Origin of the sequence: Billgrantia gudaonensis (genome assembly GCF_900100195.1) — a bacterium.
GTDB classification, from domain to species: domain Bacteria; phylum Pseudomonadota; class Gammaproteobacteria; order Pseudomonadales; family Halomonadaceae; genus Halomonas; species Halomonas gudaonensis.
Genome location: NZ_FNES01000016.1, coordinates 1 through 17401, shown reverse-complemented (window position 1 = coordinate 17401; position 17401 = coordinate 1). Strand labels below are relative to the sequence as shown.

Below are 17401 nucleotides of genomic sequence, written 5' to 3'. Positions count from 1 at the left end.
CGGCCAGACGGGCCGTACCGTGTCGGCCCGATCGGGTTCCGGTGACGCGTCGCAAGGGAGGTGGCCATGCTCGAGGATTGCAAGAACGCCCAGGAACGCTGGGGAGGGGTCCATCGCCTCATCGATCGCTGGCTCGACGAGCGACGCGAGCTGCTGGTGTGCTTCGTGGACCTCAAGGAGGCCTGTGACGCCGAGCTGGAAGCGGTCGAAAAGTTGCAGATCGACCGTTTCAGCGAACTGCTGATGGACTACATCAGCGCCGGCCACTTCGAGATCTATCCGCAACTTCGCGAAGAGGCTAGCGCCTTCGACGACGACCAGGCGCTGGCCATTGCCGAGAAGCTGCTCGAACGACTCGACATGTCCACCGAACTGATGCTCGCCTTCGAGGCCGATTACGCCACACCGGTGCGCTGCCGCCACTATCTGCCTCGTCTGCCTGCCTGGCTCGACCGCCTCGCGCGTGGTCTCACCGAGCGTTTCGCCCTGGAGGATCAACTGATCGCCCGGTTGCATGCCGCCCACACGCCGAAGGCGGCGGCGCAGGCCACCCAAGGCTGAGGCTCCCCCTTTCTCAAGGCCGGCCGTTCGGCTCCTTCGCGCCGGCCTAGCCGCAGGTCGCATTGAGTTTTGTGCACCGCAGGCATACCATCTTGGCGGTTCGATTTCCGGCCGAGACGGTGACCTGCCGGCCCGGCCCATCCTCACGGCGACAACCGAAGGAGCCACCATGAAAGATCCCGTCCGTATTGCCATTACCGGCGCTGCCGGCCAGATCAGCTACTCGCTGGCGTTCCGCATCGCCTCCGGCGACATGCTGGGCAAGGACCAGCCGGTCATCCTGCAGCTGCTCGAGATTCCGCCGGCCATGGACGCCCTCAGCGGCGTGGTGATGGAGCTCAACGATTGCGCCTTCCCGCTGGTGCAGGACATCGTCGCCACCGACGATGCCAACGTCGCCTTCAAGGATGCCGACTACGCGCTGCTGGTTGGGGCTCGTCCGCGCGGTCCGGGCATGGAACGCAAGGATCTGCTGGAAGCCAACGCGGCGATCTTCTCCGTGCAGGGCAAGGCGCTCAACGACAATGCCAGCCGTGACGTCAAGGTGCTGGTGGTGGGCAACCCGGCCAACACCAATGCGCTGATCGCCTCCTGCAACGCGCCGGATCTCGACCCGGGTCAGTTCACCGCCATGACCCGCCTGGACCACAATCGCGCGCTGACCCAGCTGGCCCAGAAGACCGGCAAGCACGTCACCGACGTCGAAGGCATGATCATCTGGGGCAACCACAGCGCCACCCAGTATCCCGACATCGCTCACTGCAAGGTGGCCGGCAAGCCCGCGCCGGAGCTGGTCGAGCGCGACTGGTACGAGAACGACTTCATTCCCACCGTGCAGCAGCGCGGCGCCGCCATCATCAAGGCCCGCGGCGCCTCTTCCGCGGCTTCTGCAGCCTCGTCCGCGATCGACCACATGCGCGACTGGGCGCTGGGCACCGACGGCAAGATCGTCAGCATGGCGATTCCCGCCGACGGCAGCTACGGCGTGGAGAAGGGCATCATCTACTCCTACCCGGTGACCTGCCAGGGCGGCCAGTACCAGATCGTCCAGGGCCTCGACCTCGACGACTTCAGCAAGCAGAAGATGAAGGCCACCGAAGACGAGCTGCGCGAAGAGCGCGCTGCCGTGGAGCATCTGCTCGGCTGATCACACTCGGGTGAAGTGACGAGCTTCGAGCTTCGAGCCTCGAGCTGAAATCGCCCCGCCAGGCATTGCCTGGCGGGGCGATTCGTTGCGGCGGCCGTCAATCCCAACTGAAATCTACCAGCCCGCAGCCCGCAGCCCGCAGCCCGCAGCCCGCAGCCCGCTCAGTCCCGCAAACTGATGATCTTCCAGCCGCGCGCTTCGGCCACCTCGCGCAGCGAGGGGTCGGGGTCCACGGCCACCGGATGCTCGACCAGCTCGAGCAACGGCAGGTCGTTGTGCGAATCGCTGTAGAACCAGGCGTCGTCGAGGGTCAGGTCCTTGTCGGCCAGCCACTCGTGGAGGCGTGTCACCTTGCCGTCCCGGTAGCTCGGCGTACCGCTCACGCGGCCGGTGTAGCGGCCGTCGATCGCTTCCGGCTCCGTGGCGATCAGGTCGTCGACGCCCAGACGTTGGGCGATGGGGCCGGTGATGAAGCGGTTGGTGGCGGTGACGATCAGCAGGGTGTCGCCGCGGCTGCGGTGACGGGCCAGCAGCTCCTCGCCGCGGGGCAGGATGTGCGGCTCGATCCGGCTGGCCATGAACTGCTGATGCCAGGCGGCCAGTTGCTCGGGGCTGTTCTCGGCCAGCGGTTCCAGCGCCACCTCGAGAAAGGCGTGGATGTCCAGGGTGCCGGCTTCGTAGTCGGCCAGGAACCGGTCGTTGGCCTCACGATACGCTTGGGGATCCACCGCCCCCTGCTCCAGCAGAAACTCGCCCCAGGCATGATCGCTGTCGATGGACAGCAGGGTGTTGTCCAGGTCGAAGATGGCCAGGCTCACGGCTTACCTCTCTGTGTCGTAGCGTTGAAGCGGCCGGTCCGATGCGTCAGACGGCACAAAGCCGGCGATTATGGCAGATCGGCGTGCCGAGCGAAAAGCGGGCCGTCCCTGCACCGTTGCCGTGCACTGCGTATTGATGCGCTTTGTCCCCTTGTGGAAGAATGGATTCAATGATGTTTTAACAAGGTGACGTCCGTGATCGACGCTGACGGCTTTCGCCCCAACGTTGGCATCATCATCGCCAACGCTCAGGGGCAGCTGCTTTGGGCGCGTCGGGTAGGACAGAATGCGTGGCAGTTTCCCCAGGGAGGCATCAAGGCAACCGAGACACCCAGGCAAGCTCTGTATCGCGAGCTGGAAGAGGAGATCGGCCTCACCGCCGACGACGTCGAAGTGCTGACCTGTACCCGAGGATGGCTGCGCTATCGCCTGCCGCGACGCATGATTCGCACGAATTCCCGGCCGGTGTGCATCGGCCAGAAACAGAAGTGGTTCCTTCTTCGCATTCGCTGCCAGGAAAGCCGCATCTGCATGGATGGCACGGCCAAGCCTGAGTTCGACGGCTGGCGCTGGGTCAGTTACTGGTATCCCCTGGGCCAGGTGGTGCCCTTCAAGCGCGAGGTCTATCGCCGGGCGTTGCGGGAGCTTTCTCCCCGCGCCCAGCGCCTCGCCCTGGAGGGAAGCTGATACCACTCACCGGGTCGGGAAGGCCCGGTCCCGGGGCGAACGATGCGCCTGGCGCGTCACGGCTTGTGCAGCGGGAGAAAAGAATCATGGAACGTAAGACGCCGATGCTCGAGGTTCTGCGCCGGGTCATTCAGGAGGTCAACGGGGCACGCAACCTGGATGCGGCCCTGGCCACCATGGTGCGCCGCATCCGCAAGGCGATGCGCACCGATGTCTGCTCCTTCTACCTGTACGATGCCGATATCGACGAGCTGGTGCTGATGGAAACCATCGGCCTGCACAGTCAGGCGGTGGGGCGCGTCAGCCTGCGCGTGGGCGAGGGCCTGGTGGGGCTCGTGGCCGAGCGCGAGGAGCCGCTGAACCTGGAAGATGCCACGGCCCATCCCAAGTTCCGCTACTTCGCCGCGACCGGCGAGGAGCGCTATTCGAGCTTTCTCGGCGTGCCGATCATCCATCAGCGCCGCATGCTCGGCGTCCTGGTGGTGCAGCAGAGCGACAAGCGCCGCTACGACGAGGAAGACGAGGCCTTCCTGGTCACCATGGGCGCGCAGCTCGCCGGCGTGCTGGCCCATGCCGTGGCGACCGGCAGCCTCAACCGCCCCAGTCTCAGCGGCGGCCAGGCGGTGTTCACCGGGGTGGCCGGTTCGCCCGGGATGGCCATCGGCGAGGCGGTGGTGATCGCCCCGCCTGCCGACCTCGACAGCGTCCCCGACCTGATTCCCACCGACGTCGACTACGAGACCGCTCGCCTCAAGGAGGCCATCCAGCGGGTCCGCGAAGAGATCCGCTCCGCCGGGGAGCGTCTGGCCAACCGCATTTCCGCCCAGGAGCTGGCGCTGTTCGAGGTCTATCAGCAGATGCTCGGCGAAGCGGCGCTCTCCCAGGAGGTCGAGAAGCGCATTCGCGAAGGGCAGTGGGCGCCCGGTGCCCTGGCCGACGTGGTGCGCCGTCACGTGCAGTACCTGGAACGGGTCGACGACGACTACCTGCGCGAGCGGGCCGCCGACGTGCGCGACCTGGGCCGTCGCGTGCTCGCTCACCTGCAGGAGGAGAGCCCCCAGACGCCGGAGACCTTCCCCGAGAGCACCATTCTGGTGGGCGACGAGATCAGCATCGCCATGCTGGGCGAGGTGCCCCGCGAACGGCTGGCGGGGCTGGTATCGGTGCGCGGTTCGAGCACCTCTCACGTGGCGATACTGGCGCGGGCCATGGGCATTCCCACGGTGCTGGGGATGGTCGATCTGCCGCTGCCGCGTCTTTCCGGCGCTCCGGTGGTGCTCGACGGCCATCGCGGCCGGCTCTTCGTGCGCCCCTCCGAAGAGCTCCAGAACCACTACGCGAGCCTCATCGCCGAGGAGCAGGCGCTCACCGAGGTGCTGGAGCACGAGCAGGACCTGCCCAGCGAGACGCCGGACGGCCACGCCATGCCGCTGATGGTCAATACCGGCTTGGCCATCGATGCCGTGGCCTCGCTCAAGAAGCGCGTCAGCGGCGTGGGCCTGTACCGCACCGAAGTGCCGTTCATGATCACCGAGCGCTTTCCCGGCGAGCAGGAGCAGACGCGCCTCTACCGCGACCAGCTGGAGAGCTTCGCGCCGCTGCCGGTGGTGATGCGCACCCTGGACATCGGCGGCGACAAGGACCTGCCCTATTTTCCCATCGAGGAAGCCAACCCCTTTCTCGGCTGGCGCGGCATCCGCGTCACGCTGGATCACCCCGAAGTGCTGATGGTGCAGCTGCGCGCCATGCTGCGCGCCTCCCAGGGGCTCGAGAACCTGCACATCCTTTTGCCCATGGTCACCAACGTCGACGAGGTCGACGATGCCCTGCGCATGCTCGACCGCGCCATTCGCGAACTGGGCGAGGAGGGCGCCGACGTGCAGCGCCCCAAGGTGGGGGTGATGATCGAGGTGCCCGCCACGCTCTACCAGCTCGATGCCCTGGCCGAGCGCACCGACTTCTTCTCGGTGGGCAGCAACGACCTCACCCAGTACCTGCTGGCCGTGGATCGCAACAATCCGCGGGTCGCCGGCCTCTACGATGCCTGCCATCCGGCGGTGCTTTCCGCCTTGTCTCGCCTGGCCCGGGATGCCCGGCGCCTGGGCAAGCCGAGCTCGGTGTGCGGCGAACTCGCCGGCGACCCCGCCGGGGCGCTGTTGCTGATGGGCATGGGGTTCGATGCGCTGTCCATGAACGCGCCCAGCCTGCCGCGGGTACGCGCCGCCATTCGCCGTGTCCCACTGGATGCCGCCAAGCGCCTGGTGGACGAAACCCTGTCTCTGAACACGCCCAAGGCCGTGCGCAGCCACTTGATCGACTGGGCCGAAGAGTGGCAGCTCGCCCACCTCTTGCCGCCGCGGGACTGACGGCATGTGCCTGATCGCCTTTCGCTTTGCCCCCGGTACCGCGGTGCCGCTGCGGCTGGTCGCCAACCGCGATGAGTTCCACGCACGCCCGGCGGCGGCGCTGGGAGTCTGGGAAGAGGCGCCCGACATCGTCGGCGGTCGCGACCTCGAGGCCGGCGGTACCTGGCTGGCCGTGCATCGCCGGGGACGCTTTGCCGCCGTCACCAACGTGCGCGACCCGGCGCTGAAGGTGGCGTCCGATGCGCCCAGCCGTGGGCAACTGGTGCGCGAGGCCCTGGAGTGCGACGACCTGGCGGAGTGGCTCGAGCGCCTGGCGGCGGGGCAGGGGTGGCGCTACGCCGGCTTCAACCTGCTGGCCGGCGATGGCCGGCGGCTGTGGCACTTGCACCGCGGGCGCGAACGCCTTCAGCTCGCACCGGTCGCTGCCGGTATCCATGGGCTCTCCAACGCCAGCCTGAACACCCCCTGGCCCAAGCTGATCCGTGCCCGTCAGGCGTTGCAGCATGCCCAGCGGGTCGGGGCGTGGCCTTCTGAGGCGCTGGCGGCGTTGGCCGATACCCGGCCCGCCGATGATACCCAGTTGCCCGACACCGGCGTGGGTCTCGAACGGGAGCGCCAGCTGTCATCGCCGTTCATCCTGGGCGAGCGCTACGGTACCCGCGCCACGACCTGGCTTGAGTGGGATGCCGACGCGCAGCGCATCCGGCTCGGCGAGCGTCGCTTCGGCCCCCACGGTGCGCCCCTTGGCGAAAACGAACTCGACGTCGTGCTGCGGCGTTCCCCGTCATGACAGTCTTCGTCCGGCCGCGTACACTCAGGCCATCGTCGACTCGCCACAGGGATGACCATGCCCGCGCTGCGCACGGATCGCTTCTGGACTCGCCTCGTCTGGCCGCTGCTGTGGCCCTTGCTGCTGGCCCAGCTGGCGGTCGTGCTGCTGTGTCTGGCCGTGGCGCTCTTCCTGTGGCTGGGGCAGCCCGAGCCGGCATCCTGGACGGCCGTCGGCTGGCTGCTGCTGGCACTGCTGCTGGGCACGACCTTCACCACCGCCGCCTTCCTTCTGCAGCTTCGCCATCGTCTGCGTGCTTGCCAGTCGGAGCTCGACCACGGGCTGGAGCAGCTCGAGCGGCGTACCCACGAACTCGGCACGCTGCTCCCGCCCTGGTTGCACGAAGCGGACCTGTCCGCCGGCGATGAGTCCGCCCTGATCGCCCGGTTGGGCAACCTCAACGAAGCGCTGCTGGCGCTGCAGTCGGGCTGGCAGCAGCAACCATCGTTGCCGCGGCTGCTCAGTGCCACGCCGCGGCCCGGCGTGCTGCTGTTCCACGGGCGAATCGTGGCCATCAACCGGTCCATGGAGCAGCTTTTCGGTGAACCGCTCGACGCGCTGCTGGGGCAGGATCCCCTGCCGCGCCTGCACAGCCTGGGGAATGGCGAGACAGGCCCCGAGCTGATGCAGATACTCGATGCCAAGGGACACTGGCATCACCGTCAGGTGGAACGGTTCGCCACCCCCGGCTACGAACTGATGCTGTTCGCCGAGCCACGCGACCGTTTTCGCGAACTCGACGAGCTGCTCACGGCCCGCGAGCGCGCCCGCGAGGAGTCGCGGCTGAAATCCCGCTACCTGGCGCTGCTCAATCGCGAGCTGGGGCCGCTGCTCGACGATCTCGACAGGGAGCTCGACAGCGCTCTGGGCCGTGTCGAGGCGCAGCGCCGGGGCGAGCTGCGCGAGCGGGCTGCCGACGTCCGCCTGCTGCTCGACAGTCTGGTCGACGAGCAGCATCAGCCTGGGCTCGACACGCGCGCGGTGACCTCTCGCCAGGGCGTGCACGTGCTGATCGTCGACGACGGCCCCGTCAACCGCATGCTCGCCACCCAGGTGCTGGAAGGGCAGGGGGTGGCGGTGGATTGCGTGGCCAGCGGTCGCGAGGCACTGGAGCGCCGGCGGCGCGAGCATTACGATCTGGTCTTCATGGACATCTACATGCCCGACATGGACGGCGTGGAAACCGTGCGCCACTGGCGCGAAGCGGAAGCGAACGAGGTCAGCGCGACGCGCAGCGTGCTGATCGCACTCACCGCCAACGCCTCGGAGAGCGACCAGCGGCGCTTTCGCGACGCCGGCATGGACGACTACCTGGCCAAGCCCTATCGTCCCAATGCGCTGATTGCCATGCTGCGCCACTGGCGCCCCGATGCCTTCAAGGAATCCACGACGACATGAGCTTGATCGCGACGCTAATCGGCTACCTGGCCCTCGGCGCGGCCGCCGGCACCATGGCCGGCCTGTTCGGCGTGGGCGGCGGGCTGATCATCGTGCCCGCCCTGGTGTTCGCCTTCGGCTTGCAGGGCGTCGATGCCGGCATCGCCATGCACCTGGCGGTGGGCACGTCGCTGGCCACCATCGTGGTGACGGGGGCCTCGTCGGCCTGGGCGCACTTCCAGAAGGGCAGCATCCATCGCCCCTGGTTCATGGCTCTGCTGCCCGGCCTCATGTTGGGCGCCGTGGCCGGTGTCTTCGTGGCGGGCAACCTCTCCGGCGGGCTGCTCGGCACGCTGTTCGGCCTCTTCGTGCTGGCGGTAGCGGTCAAGATGGCGCTGGGCCTGACCCCCAAGGCGGGAGCTGCGCGGCCCGGCAAGCTGACCATGGGCGTGGCCGGCGTGGCGATCGGCGGCATCTCGGCCTTGTTCGGCATCGGCGGAGGCACGCTCACCGTACCCTGGCTGTCGCGCTGCGGGGCCAGCATGACCCAGGCCGTGGGCACCTCGGCGGCCTGCGGGCTGCCCATTGCGCTGTTCGGGGCCGTCACCTTCGTCGTGGTCGGCTGGGGCCATCCTCTGCTGCCCGCCGGCGCCACGGGTTTCGTGATGTGGCCCGCCTTCCTCGGCATCGTCATCGCCAGCGTTCCCTTCGCCCGCGTCGGCGCGCGCCTGGCCCACGTGCTGCCGGCCCACGTGCTGCGCCTCGCCTTTGCCACGCTGCTCGCGGTGGTGGGCATCCGTTTTCTGCTCTGAAGGACCGACCATGCTCGACTACCCCGATATCGACCCCGTGGCCATTTCGCTCGGCCCCTTCCAGGTGCACTGGTACGGCCTGATGTACGTGGTCGGGTTCGTCGCCGCCTGGTGGCTGGGGCGGCGGCGAGCCGCGCGCTTCGGCCTCACCGCCGACGACGTGGGCGACATGCTCTTCTACGCCGCCCTCGGCGTGGTGCTCGGCGGTCGCCTGGGCTATGCGCTCTTCTACGGCCTCGGCCAGTGGGCCGAGGATCCGCTGTGGATCGTCCGCGTGTGGGATGGCGGCATGAGCTTCCACGGCGGGCTGGCCGGCGTGCTACTCGCCGCGCTGTGGTTCGCGCGCAGGAAGGGCATGGCCTTCTTCACCCTCACCGACTTCGTGGCGCCGCTGGTGCCCATCGGCCTGGGGGCCGGGCGCATCGGCAACTTCATCAACCGCGAGCTGCCCGGCCGCGTGACCGAACTGCCCTGGGGCATGCCCTTTCCCGGCATGGGGCCGGAGCCGCGCCATCCCACCTCGCTCTACGAGGCCGCGCTGGAGGGGGCGGTGCTGTTCGCCGTGCTGTGGTTCGTCTCCGCCTCGCCGCGGCGTCGCGGTCTGGTCTCCGGACTGTTCCTCACGCTCTACGGCGTGTTCCGCTTCGGCGTGGAATTCGTGCGCCTGCCCGATGCGCACATCGGCTACATCGCCTTCGGCTGGGTGACCATGGGCATGCTGCTCACCCTGCCGATGATCGCCGTCGGCGCGGCGCTGATCGTCTGGTCGCGCAAGCAGCCGATCCTCTGACCCGGGCTTCGCCCGGGAGCTGGAAGAGCCCGGACTGCGTCCGGGAGCTCGAAGCTTTAAGAGCGGCACTTCGTGCCTGGAAGCTGGAAGAAAAACCTTGCTACCTGATTGGGTGACAACAGGCTGCCTTCCAGCTTCCAGCTTCCAGCCTGTAGAATGGCCAACCCATTCATGAGTCCGGATGAACGCCGTGACCGATTCAAGACCGCCTCTCGAACAGCCCTACCTCGATCTGATGCGCCAAGTGCTCGAGCACGGCGTGGAGCGCAGCGACCGCACCGGCGTGGGCACGCGTTCGCTGTTCGGCCACCAGATGCGCTTCGATCTCGCCCGCGGCTTTCCGCTGGTCACCACCAAGAAGCTGCACCTGCGCTCGATCGTCCATGAACTGCTGTGGTTCCTGGCCGGCGACACCAACATCGCCTACCTCAAGGAAAACGGCGTGCGCATCTGGGACGAGTGGGCCGACGAGAACGGCGATCTCGGCCCGGTTTACGGCTATCAGTGGCGCAGTTGGCCCGACCCGCGCGGCGGCCACGTCGACCAGATCGCCAAGGTGCTCGAGCAGATCCGCACGAACCCCCAGTCGCGGCGGTTGATCGTCTCGGCCTGGAACCCTGCGCAGGTCGACGAGATGCAGCTGCCGCCGTGCCACTGCCTGTTTCAGTTCTACGTGGCCGAAGGGCGGCTCTCCTGCCAGCTCTATCAGCGCAGCGCCGACATCTTCCTGGGCGTGCCGTTCAACATCGCCAGCTATGCGCTGCTCACCCGGATGATCGCCCAGGTCACCGGCCTGGCACCCGGCGAGTTCATCCACACCCTGGGCGATGCCCATCTCTACCTGAATCACCTGGAGCAGGCGGAGCTGCAGCTCACCCGCACGCCGCGCCCGGCGCCGCGCCTGGCGCTCGACCCTGGCGTGAGCGACCTGTTCGCCTTCCGCTTCGAGCACATCGCCATCGAAGGCTACGACCCGCACCCCCACATCAAGGCCGAGGTCGCCGTATGAACGACGAAACCCTGGTTCCCGTGGCCATGATCGCCGCCGTGGCACGCAACGGCGTGATCGGCGTCGAAGGGCAATTGCCCTGGTACCTGCCCGAGGATCTCAAGTTCTTCAAGCGCATGACTCAGGGCAAGCCGCTGGTGATGGGCCGCAAGACCTTCCAGTCCATCGGCCGGCCGCTGCCGGGGCGGCTCAACATCGTCGTCACTCGCGCCGACGACTTTCATCACGATGGCGTGCGCGTCTGCCACGACATCGAATCGGCGCTGGCCCTGGCCGACCGACAGGCCACCATCGATGCCGCGGAGGAGATCATGGTGATGGGCGGCGGCGAGATCTACGCCCAGGCGCTGCCTCTGGCCAGCCGGCTCTACCTCACCGAAGTGGACGTCGAGGTGGAAGGCGACGCCCGCTTTCCCGCCCTCGACCCCGCCGAATGGGAAGAGGTGCAGCGCGTATCCGGCGAGCCGGCCGAAGGCCAGCCGGCCTACGCCTTCGTGGCCTATCGGCGGCGGTAGCCGTCGCTTCGCCGCGACATTTGTCACCGCCGGGCTTCTGGCACAGACTGACTCTTGATGGGCCTGCCGTTACGCCCGAGTTGGAGGAAACCGGTTTGACCGAGGAACGTTCACACCGCCTGCTCGCCACCCTGGAGGACCGTGCCGGCGCCGCTCTGGACGAGCTGGCCGCGCGCCGCCGCGAACTGCGTGAGCTCAAGGAGCGCGTCAGCGAGCTCGAGGCCCTGCGCCTGGAGCTCAGCGAAGAGAACCGCGAACTCACCGAGCAGAACCGCGAGCTCGACGAAGACAACGCCCGGCTGCGCGAGCGCCTGCAGCGCGGCGAGCCGGCGCCCGCCTTCGCCTCGGCGCGGCCCGCCCAGGGCCTCTCGGCGTTGATCGGCCACCGCCCGCGAGCGGCGGCGCCATCTCCGGCGGCGCCGGCCGAGCAGAGCCACTCCCACGAAGGCACTGCCGACAGCGCCGGTAATGGCCTCGACAGCCAGGCATCAAGCGACGCAGCCGAGCGCCAGGCCAGCCTGCCCATCGAGCAGGCCCCGTCGCCCGACGCTCTGCTGGCCCAGTGGTACGAGCGTTATCCTCGGACCTTCTTCAAGGGCCACACCCGGCCGCTCAAGGTGGGCATTCATCTCGACCTCGCGGCCCGTGAGCCCTGGCCGGAAAAACTGGTGCGCCGGGCTCTGGCCGGCTACGTCAATCTGCCGCGCTATCTCAAGGGGGTGCGCGAAGGTGCCGAGCGCATCGGCCTCGACGGCCAGCCCCAGGGCACGGTGGACGCCCAGGCCGCCGAGCACGCCCACCGCAAGCTGGAGCGCCTGCAGGCCGAACGCCAGCGCCGCGGCGGCAAGGGCAGGGCGCCCAAGCGCAAGGGTGACGATGCCAAGCGCACCAAGGCTCGCCGCCATGCCCCACAGCCGGATTCGCCCCGCCCCAAGGTGGGTACCGAACCGGCTCCCGATGCCACGCCCCCCGGCGAACGCGCCTCCCCCGAGGTACGCATGGAAGCCAAACTCTCGGCGCTGGTGGCCAAGCACAACGGCCGGCGCTGAAGCTCGAACTTGCACTTTCGTCCCAGGGCAATCGCAGTCGAACAAGGCGAGGTGCGCCGGGGACAGGTCGAAGAGGAGGTCTTTTGCCATGGGTGAGGAGCACTGCTTCGAACGGGCTGGCCATGGATGGCCAGCCCCGGTCCTGCAAGCGAAGCAGGATGCGAGAGCGAAGCAGGGCAAAAGTAGCGCCCAGGGAGGGGTTCACAGCGCCTCCTCGTAGACCTGTCGACGGATCAGCACCGAGTGAGCTTGCTAACTGCGATAGCCCTGCGTTGATGTCTCTATGGCTTGCCAGCGGCGCGGTGGCTGGGCATCATGTGCCTGCTCATCGTTGCCAGGTACTCGCTGCGGCGGGCTGGGGCGGCGGCACGCGGGGCAACGGGCGCGTTCCGCCGTTTCAGAGAGACATATCGAGGAACAGTGTTCGCGGCGAAGGAAAACAGTGTTTTTTTCTTGTTGCGTTCCTGCTAATCCCGGTATAGAGTTCTACCTGCGAGCATTGGACTATAACAAGGCTTCGCTGCGGCCATGCCCGGCCCGGCCTGCCTCCTGAGAAGGAGCGAGGCCGCCAGAGGCGGGACGCATGCCCGGCAAGCCGGCGGTACCGTTCAGCGGTGCCACAACGATCGAAACAGTAAGCTAGTCAAAAAGGAACCATCGCGATGAAAAAGACACTGTTAGCGACTGCCATTGCCGGCGCCATGGTCGCCTCCGCCGCTCAGGCCGCTACCCTGTACGATCAGGATGGCAAGAGCATCGACATCAGCGGTCGTATTGGCGTCGGCGTTGAGTCCGACTACGAAGGCAACAGCGACTTCGTCAGTGCCGGCTCGCGCCTGAAGCTGGATGTGGCCAACCAGGTCAGCGACGATCTGCGTTTCTTCGGTCACGTCGAGTGGCGCTTCAATGCTGACGAGCGCGACACTGACAGCGGCTTCGACGAAGTGCGTCACGCCTGGATCGGTGCCGAGAGCGCCAACTGGGGTACCCTGCAGGCCGGTAACTTCGACAACATCTACAAGCTTCAGGTGTTCCAGGCGTTCGACTACTACGCCATGTCTGCCGGCTACGGCTTCCATGCCCCGGGCGACAACGGTCGCGGCGACGCCATCGCCTACATCACGCCGAACCTCTCCGGTTTTCAGGCGGCCCTGCAGGCCAAGCACTACAGCCAGTCTGACCTCGAGCCGCAGCGTTCAGTCGACTTCGATATCGATGGCCTCGCGGACGGTACTCCAGTTACCGGTACAGTTGATGTATCGGATGGTGTTACAAACGACCTCAGCTCCGAGGTGCTGTTCGCCGGTACTGTCAGCTACGAAGTGGGCGGCCTGCGTCTCGCTGCCGGTCTGACCGAGTCCGACGAAGAAGTCGTTGACCCCAACAACGGCGAATTCGATGCGGGCTACAATGCCGGTCTCAGCGGTATCTACGCCTTCAACGACATGTTCACCCTGCGCGTCGGTTTCGAAGATCAGAATCCGACCGAGCAAGCTACCTACGACAACGAACAGAAGGTCTACGGTATCGGTGGTCTGCTGAGCGTCAGCGATCAGCTGACCCTTAGCGCCGACTACTACCGCAAGGATCGCGGCAGCGACCACGAGCTCGACTACGACAGCGACGAGCTGGCCTTCGGCGCCTACTACCGCGTGGCCGACAACTTTGATATCTTCACCGAATTCCACGACAAGGATCGCAAGGAAGTTGACGGCGAAGACGAAACCTACGCCATCGTCGGTTCTCGCTACTTCTTCTAAGCCCCTGGCTTAGCAGGAAAGCGCTACGAAACCGGCTCCTTCGGGGGCCGGTTTTTTTCATGTGCATGGTACGTTCTCCCGAAAAGCCTTGACCGGCATCAACTCGCCGACCAGGGTGAAGGCGTACGCTCGTGGGCTATGCAATGGCTTGGAAGTGCGAGCCGAGGAGGAGAGCGGTGACTGCCATCGTCAGGGGAAAAAGCGACAGGTCGGGGCCGGGTAGTCGGTCGCGGCCAGCCCGCGAGACGCGCTGCGAGCGCTGTGCGCTGTATGCGCGCTGTCTGCCGTTGGGGCTGGAAGTCGAGGCGCTGTCGAGTTTCGATGCCATCATCGAACATCCCCACCCCCTCAAGCGCGGCCAGCGCTTGATGCACCAGAGCCAGACCTTCGAAAGCCTCTTCGTGGTGCGTTCGGGCAGCCTCAAGCAGGTGGTGGAGCAGCCCGGTCAGCGCGACCAGGTCACCCACTTCTATCTGCCCGGCGAAGTGGTCGGGTTCGACGGCATCGCCGAATCGCGCTGCTACGGCAGCGTGGTGGCGCTGGAATCGACCTTCGTCTGCGAGCTGCCGTTCCATCGGCTGGACGATCTGGCCGAGCAGGTGCCCGAGCTGCGCGGCGAGCTCTTCCGCTGCATGAGTCGCGAGCTGTGCAACGACCAGCGCATGATGTGCCTGCTTTCCGGTCGCACCGCCGACCAGCGCCTGGCCAGCTTCATGCTGGGTCTTTCCGAGCGCTTCCGCTCCCGCGGCTGCTCGCCCTACTGCTTTCATCTCTCCATGTCGCGCTCGGACATCGGCAGTTATCTCGGCCTGGCGCTGGAAACCGTCAGCCGGGTGCTGGCCCGCTTTCAGGAGCAGAGGCTGGTCAGCGTCGACGGCCGCGAACTGTGCATCGAAGACCACGTCTCCCTGGTCGCCCTGGCCGAAGAGGGCGCGGGGCGCCATTCGGGGCCGTGAAGAGGGTGTGCCGCTTTCGGCGCGTCAGGCGGGGTCGAGGGGTTTGGGTGGCTTGATCAGGCTTTCCGCCGGGATCCCGAACATCCGGTTGAGTTTCCAGACCATTGACAGAGTCAACTGTCGCTTGCCGTTGAGGATTTCGTAGACGCGATTGCGACGGCCGATGGCCGGCTCGAGATCCTTGGCGCTCAACCCTTCCTGTTCCATGCGGAACTTGATGGCCTCGATGGGATCGGGAAGATCCATCGGGTGGTGTTTCGCTTCGTAGGCTTCGATCAGGGTCAGCAGCACCTCGAAGCGATCCCCTTCCTCGCTATTGGGCTCCGGCTCGTCGTCGAAGTAGGCGGACACTTCCTGCAGGGCTGCCTTGTAGTCGTCATGGGTTCGAATGGGTCGGATATGCATGGGTCACTCCATTTCCACCGTCTCGGCATCGATTGCGTCATACTGACGATGCGTGCCGATGAATTTGATGTATACCGCTCCGAAGCGATAGGCGACCGAAACGATCAGCCGATAGTCATTGCCTTTGATGTTGAAAACGACTCGCTTGTTGCCGACCAGGCTGGCGTGTCGGTACTTGGCCTTGATGTCATGCGGCGCTTTCCAAGTGGCGTGCTTCACCTCATCGACCCAGGCTTCCAGCGGCGCTCGGGAATCGGGGTATTGCTCCCAGAAGTCTCTCAGATTCTTGACAGCGATGATCCTCATAAGCTTAGCATGTCCCAAAATGGGACATATGGCAAGCCAACAAGTTTCATCCGAGCGTGGTCGCTAGTAAGAATACGAACCGGGGCTCGGCAGGGAAGAGCAAAGCGGTGGCGCCCTCTGCAGGATTTGAACCTGCGACCTGCCGCTTAGGAGGCGGCTGCTCTATCCGACTGAGCTAAGAGGGCAAACGGGCGTGAAACGACGCGCATTATAAGGAAAGCGGGCGATGAGCGAAACCGCTGGCACTGCTGCGAAACGTTGTCACACCGCTAACTCGACCTCTCGCGCAGGCGGGGGCGGTCGGTATACTGGCGCTGCTTTATAGCCTTTCGTTCTTTGCTCGTGCCAGGATGCTGTAACCGCGCGCCGCACTTGGCACAGCCTCGCGCTTACTTTGGCACTGGCGGCCTGACCCCTCCCCCTCATCGCCTTGCGGCTTCTTTGGCATATCCGCTGACTTGTGGCTCAATCAATAGTCCCTGAGTGTAGCGCGTCGCGACGATTGCGACGCGGCGCCACGCGGTTTGCGACACACCTAACGGGCATTTAGACGGGCCTTAACCGCCACTTCCTCCACCACGCTGACCGCCACTCGGTGGGCGTCAGCGTGCTGGATATGCCCCAGAAAAGATGAGAGGGATTGGCGCAGCTCGTAGTAGCTGGCATTGCCTGCCGCGTAGCGTGCCGCGAGAGCCTTTAGGCGCCGGCGGGCAGCGACGACATTCTTGCGCCTGGGCAGCTTATGGGTCGCCCAGGTGCGGTAGCCGGCAAAGTCCACGCCTTGGCTCGCAGGGTAGACCAAGCCCTTGGACAAACGAAGATCGAGATCGTCGCCGAGGCGCTGCTCGAGGGTGCTTAGCAGGCGCTTCATCTGCTCCTTGCAGGGGCCGAGAACAACCCAATCATCCATATAGCGCGCGTACTCGGTGTAGCCCATGTCATCCTGTACCCAGTGGTCAAGCACATCGAGATAGGCATTTCCGGCCAGCTGGCTGGTGAGCGCGCCGATCGGCAAGCCGTGATCGGCATCGTCTGTATGGACAATGCGCGACCATAGCGCCATCACCTTGGGATCGCGGATGGTGCGATCGAGCTGCTCGAGGAGGCGCTCACGGTGGATGCTGGGGAAGTACTTGGAGATATCACCCTGCAGAACGTATACCTTGCCCCAACGCTGCTGAGCGCGGGCTAGGCAACGCTGCACGTGCTGCGAGGCGCGATGTGCGCCAAAGCCGCGGCGGCAGGCGTAGCTGTGATGGATGAAGCGAGCTTCGAAGTAGGGTTCGACGACGCGATGCAGGGCGTGGTGGACGACGCGGTCGCGGAAGGCGGGCGCCTCGATGAGCCGGACCTTGGGCTCGTAGACGGTGAAGGCGGAGAAGGGGCTGGGTTGCCAGCTCTGCCACACCAGGTGGTTGTGGATGTTGAGGAGCTCCTCTTCCCAGCGGCGGTGGAAGCGCATGACGTCGATCTTGTAACGCTTGCGTTTGCGCGCCTCGTGGTAGGCCGCGATGAGGTTCTCCCAGCTGATGACCTCCTCCCAGAGGTGCTTGGCCGTTTTCGGCATGATGGCTCCCTGCCTGGTGCTGAATGAGAGGCGGCGCCACTTTCAGCCGTTGGCCTACTCGCCGCGCCGCGCGGTGGATCTTTCGCCTTCCCTGACGCGGATCAAGACCCCGATTCCTTGATGGATCGCGTGCAGCCGTGACCTTGATCAGCGGCTGTCGGTGCCAACCCCAGGGGTCGCAGACGGCCCGGACGCCATTGTTGCTATTCACATTCCACGGATTGTTGTTCAGGTTCACGCAACGGGCGCCGGCCTCGGCGCCGTTCGTCCAGTTGCCGCCTACGGTCTTGACCCTTTGAATCGCTTGATCAGCCCGCCGATGATGCGGCCGATCTCCGCGATGTGTTCGGTGGCCACCTTGAGGCGCTTGGCGCTGATGAAGCGCCGCGCATGGGCGTGGCGCACGAAGTGCCTGAGCACTTCGAGCTCGACGTCCACCTCGAAGAG

Annotated in this window: 18 protein-coding genes and 1 tRNA gene; 13 read left to right on the top strand and 6 right to left on the bottom strand. The window is 66.1% G+C overall.

The genetic code is table 11. The features are described from left to right. Nucleotides 1-66: 66 nt before the first annotated feature. Nucleotides 67-561 carry a sigma D regulator gene (gene rsd / locus BLP96_RS16265; RefSeq protein WP_089688271.1) on the top strand — a complete coding sequence of 165 codons (495 nt, stop codon included), beginning with the start codon at nucleotides 67-69 and terminating at the stop codon, nucleotides 559-561. A 169-nt stretch (nucleotides 562-730) separates the two neighbouring features. After that, nucleotides 731-1708, top strand: a complete 978-nt coding sequence (locus tag BLP96_RS16260; protein WP_089688269.1) for a malate dehydrogenase — start codon at nucleotides 731-733, stop codon at nucleotides 1706-1708. 161 nt (nucleotides 1709-1869) lie between these two features. Here BLP96_RS16260 and BLP96_RS16255 read toward each other — a convergent pair whose 3' ends face one another. Then, nucleotides 1870-2526: a histidinol-phosphatase gene (locus BLP96_RS16255; protein WP_089688266.1), complete on the bottom strand. Its 657-nt coding sequence runs from the start codon at nucleotides 2524-2526 to the stop codon at nucleotides 1870-1872. Between the two features lie 195 nt (nucleotides 2527-2721). On the opposite strand from BLP96_RS16255, the gene BLP96_RS16250 reads away from it, so the two are divergent. From BLP96_RS16250 to fnr, 11 genes are all read left to right on the top strand, one after another. After that, complete coding sequence (locus tag BLP96_RS16250; protein WP_089688265.1) at nucleotides 2722-3213, top strand: RNA pyrophosphohydrolase; 492 nt, start codon at nucleotides 2722-2724, stop codon at nucleotides 3211-3213. A 104-nt stretch (nucleotides 3214-3317) separates the two neighbouring features. Beyond that, complete coding sequence (gene ptsP, locus BLP96_RS16245; protein ID WP_089688409.1) at nucleotides 3318-5579, top strand: phosphoenolpyruvate--protein phosphotransferase; 2262 nt, start codon at nucleotides 3318-3320, stop codon at nucleotides 5577-5579. Nucleotides 5580-5583: 4 nt separating this feature from the next. Next, on the top strand, nucleotides 5584-6369 hold the full coding sequence (locus tag BLP96_RS16240; RefSeq protein WP_089688263.1) for an NRDE family protein: 786 nt from the start codon (nucleotides 5584-5586) through the stop codon (nucleotides 6367-6369). Between the two features lie 57 nt (nucleotides 6370-6426). Next, nucleotides 6427-7806 carry a response regulator gene (locus tag BLP96_RS16235; protein ID WP_176761547.1) on the top strand — a complete coding sequence of 460 codons (1380 nt, stop codon included), beginning with the start codon at nucleotides 6427-6429 and terminating at the stop codon, nucleotides 7804-7806. Next, nucleotides 7803-8597 (top strand): sulfite exporter TauE/SafE family protein, encoded by a 795-nt coding sequence (locus BLP96_RS16230; RefSeq protein ID WP_089688259.1) that lies wholly within the window; start codon nucleotides 7803-7805, stop codon nucleotides 8595-8597. The genes BLP96_RS16235 and BLP96_RS16230 overlap by 4 nt, the downstream gene beginning before the upstream one ends. Nucleotides 8598-8607: 10 nt before the next feature. Further along, the gene (gene lgt, locus BLP96_RS16225) at nucleotides 8608-9387 is read left to right on the top strand and encodes a prolipoprotein diacylglyceryl transferase (protein ID WP_089688257.1); all 780 of its coding nucleotides are present in this window, start codon (nucleotides 8608-8610) and stop codon (nucleotides 9385-9387) included. 181 nt (nucleotides 9388-9568) lie between these two features. Beyond that, nucleotides 9569-10396 (top strand): thymidylate synthase, encoded by an 828-nt coding sequence (locus BLP96_RS16220; RefSeq protein WP_089688255.1) that lies wholly within the window; start codon nucleotides 9569-9571, stop codon nucleotides 10394-10396. After that, a complete protein-coding gene (locus BLP96_RS16215) occupies nucleotides 10393-10911 on the top strand; it encodes a dihydrofolate reductase (protein WP_089688253.1) in 519 nt (172 codons plus the stop codon). Before BLP96_RS16220 ends, BLP96_RS16215 begins: the two co-directional genes overlap by 4 nt. A 95-nt stretch (nucleotides 10912-11006) precedes the next feature. Further along, nucleotides 11007-11960 (top strand): ProQ/FINO family protein, encoded by a 954-nt coding sequence (locus BLP96_RS16210; protein WP_245682290.1) that lies wholly within the window; start codon nucleotides 11007-11009, stop codon nucleotides 11958-11960. 662 nt (nucleotides 11961-12622) lie between these two features. Further along, the gene (locus BLP96_RS16205; protein ID WP_089688249.1) at nucleotides 12623-13720 is read left to right on the top strand and encodes a porin; all 1098 of its coding nucleotides are present in this window, start codon (nucleotides 12623-12625) and stop codon (nucleotides 13718-13720) included. A 176-nt stretch (nucleotides 13721-13896) separates the two neighbouring features. Further along, complete coding sequence (fnr, locus tag BLP96_RS16200) at nucleotides 13897-14676, top strand: fumarate/nitrate reduction transcriptional regulator Fnr (RefSeq protein ID WP_340147979.1); 780 nt, start codon at nucleotides 13897-13899, stop codon at nucleotides 14674-14676. A 24-nt stretch (nucleotides 14677-14700) separates the two neighbouring features. On the opposite strand, the gene BLP96_RS16195 is transcribed toward fnr, so the two are convergent. From BLP96_RS16195 to BLP96_RS20600, 5 genes are all read right to left on the bottom strand, one after another. Continuing rightward, nucleotides 14701-15081, bottom strand: coding sequence for a helix-turn-helix domain-containing protein (locus tag BLP96_RS16195; protein ID WP_089688245.1), 381 nt, complete (start codon nucleotides 15079-15081; stop codon nucleotides 14701-14703). A gap of 3 nt (nucleotides 15082-15084) precedes the next feature. Beyond that, complete coding sequence (locus BLP96_RS16190) at nucleotides 15085-15387, bottom strand: type II toxin-antitoxin system HigB family toxin (protein ID WP_089688243.1); 303 nt, start codon at nucleotides 15385-15387, stop codon at nucleotides 15085-15087. 108 nt (nucleotides 15388-15495) lie between these two features. Then, nucleotides 15496-15572 (bottom strand) — tRNA-Arg (locus BLP96_RS16185). Between the two features lie 350 nt (nucleotides 15573-15922). Further along, nucleotides 15923-16954, bottom strand: a complete 1032-nt coding sequence (locus tag BLP96_RS16180) for a reverse transcriptase/maturase family protein (RefSeq protein ID WP_089688242.1) — start codon at nucleotides 16952-16954, stop codon at nucleotides 15923-15925. Between the two features lie 279 nt (nucleotides 16955-17233). Further along, nucleotides 17234-17392 carry a hypothetical protein gene (locus BLP96_RS20600; RefSeq protein ID WP_422666827.1) on the bottom strand — a complete coding sequence of 53 codons (159 nt, stop codon included), beginning with the start codon at nucleotides 17390-17392 and terminating at the stop codon, nucleotides 17234-17236. Nucleotides 17393-17401: the final 9 nt, after the last annotated feature.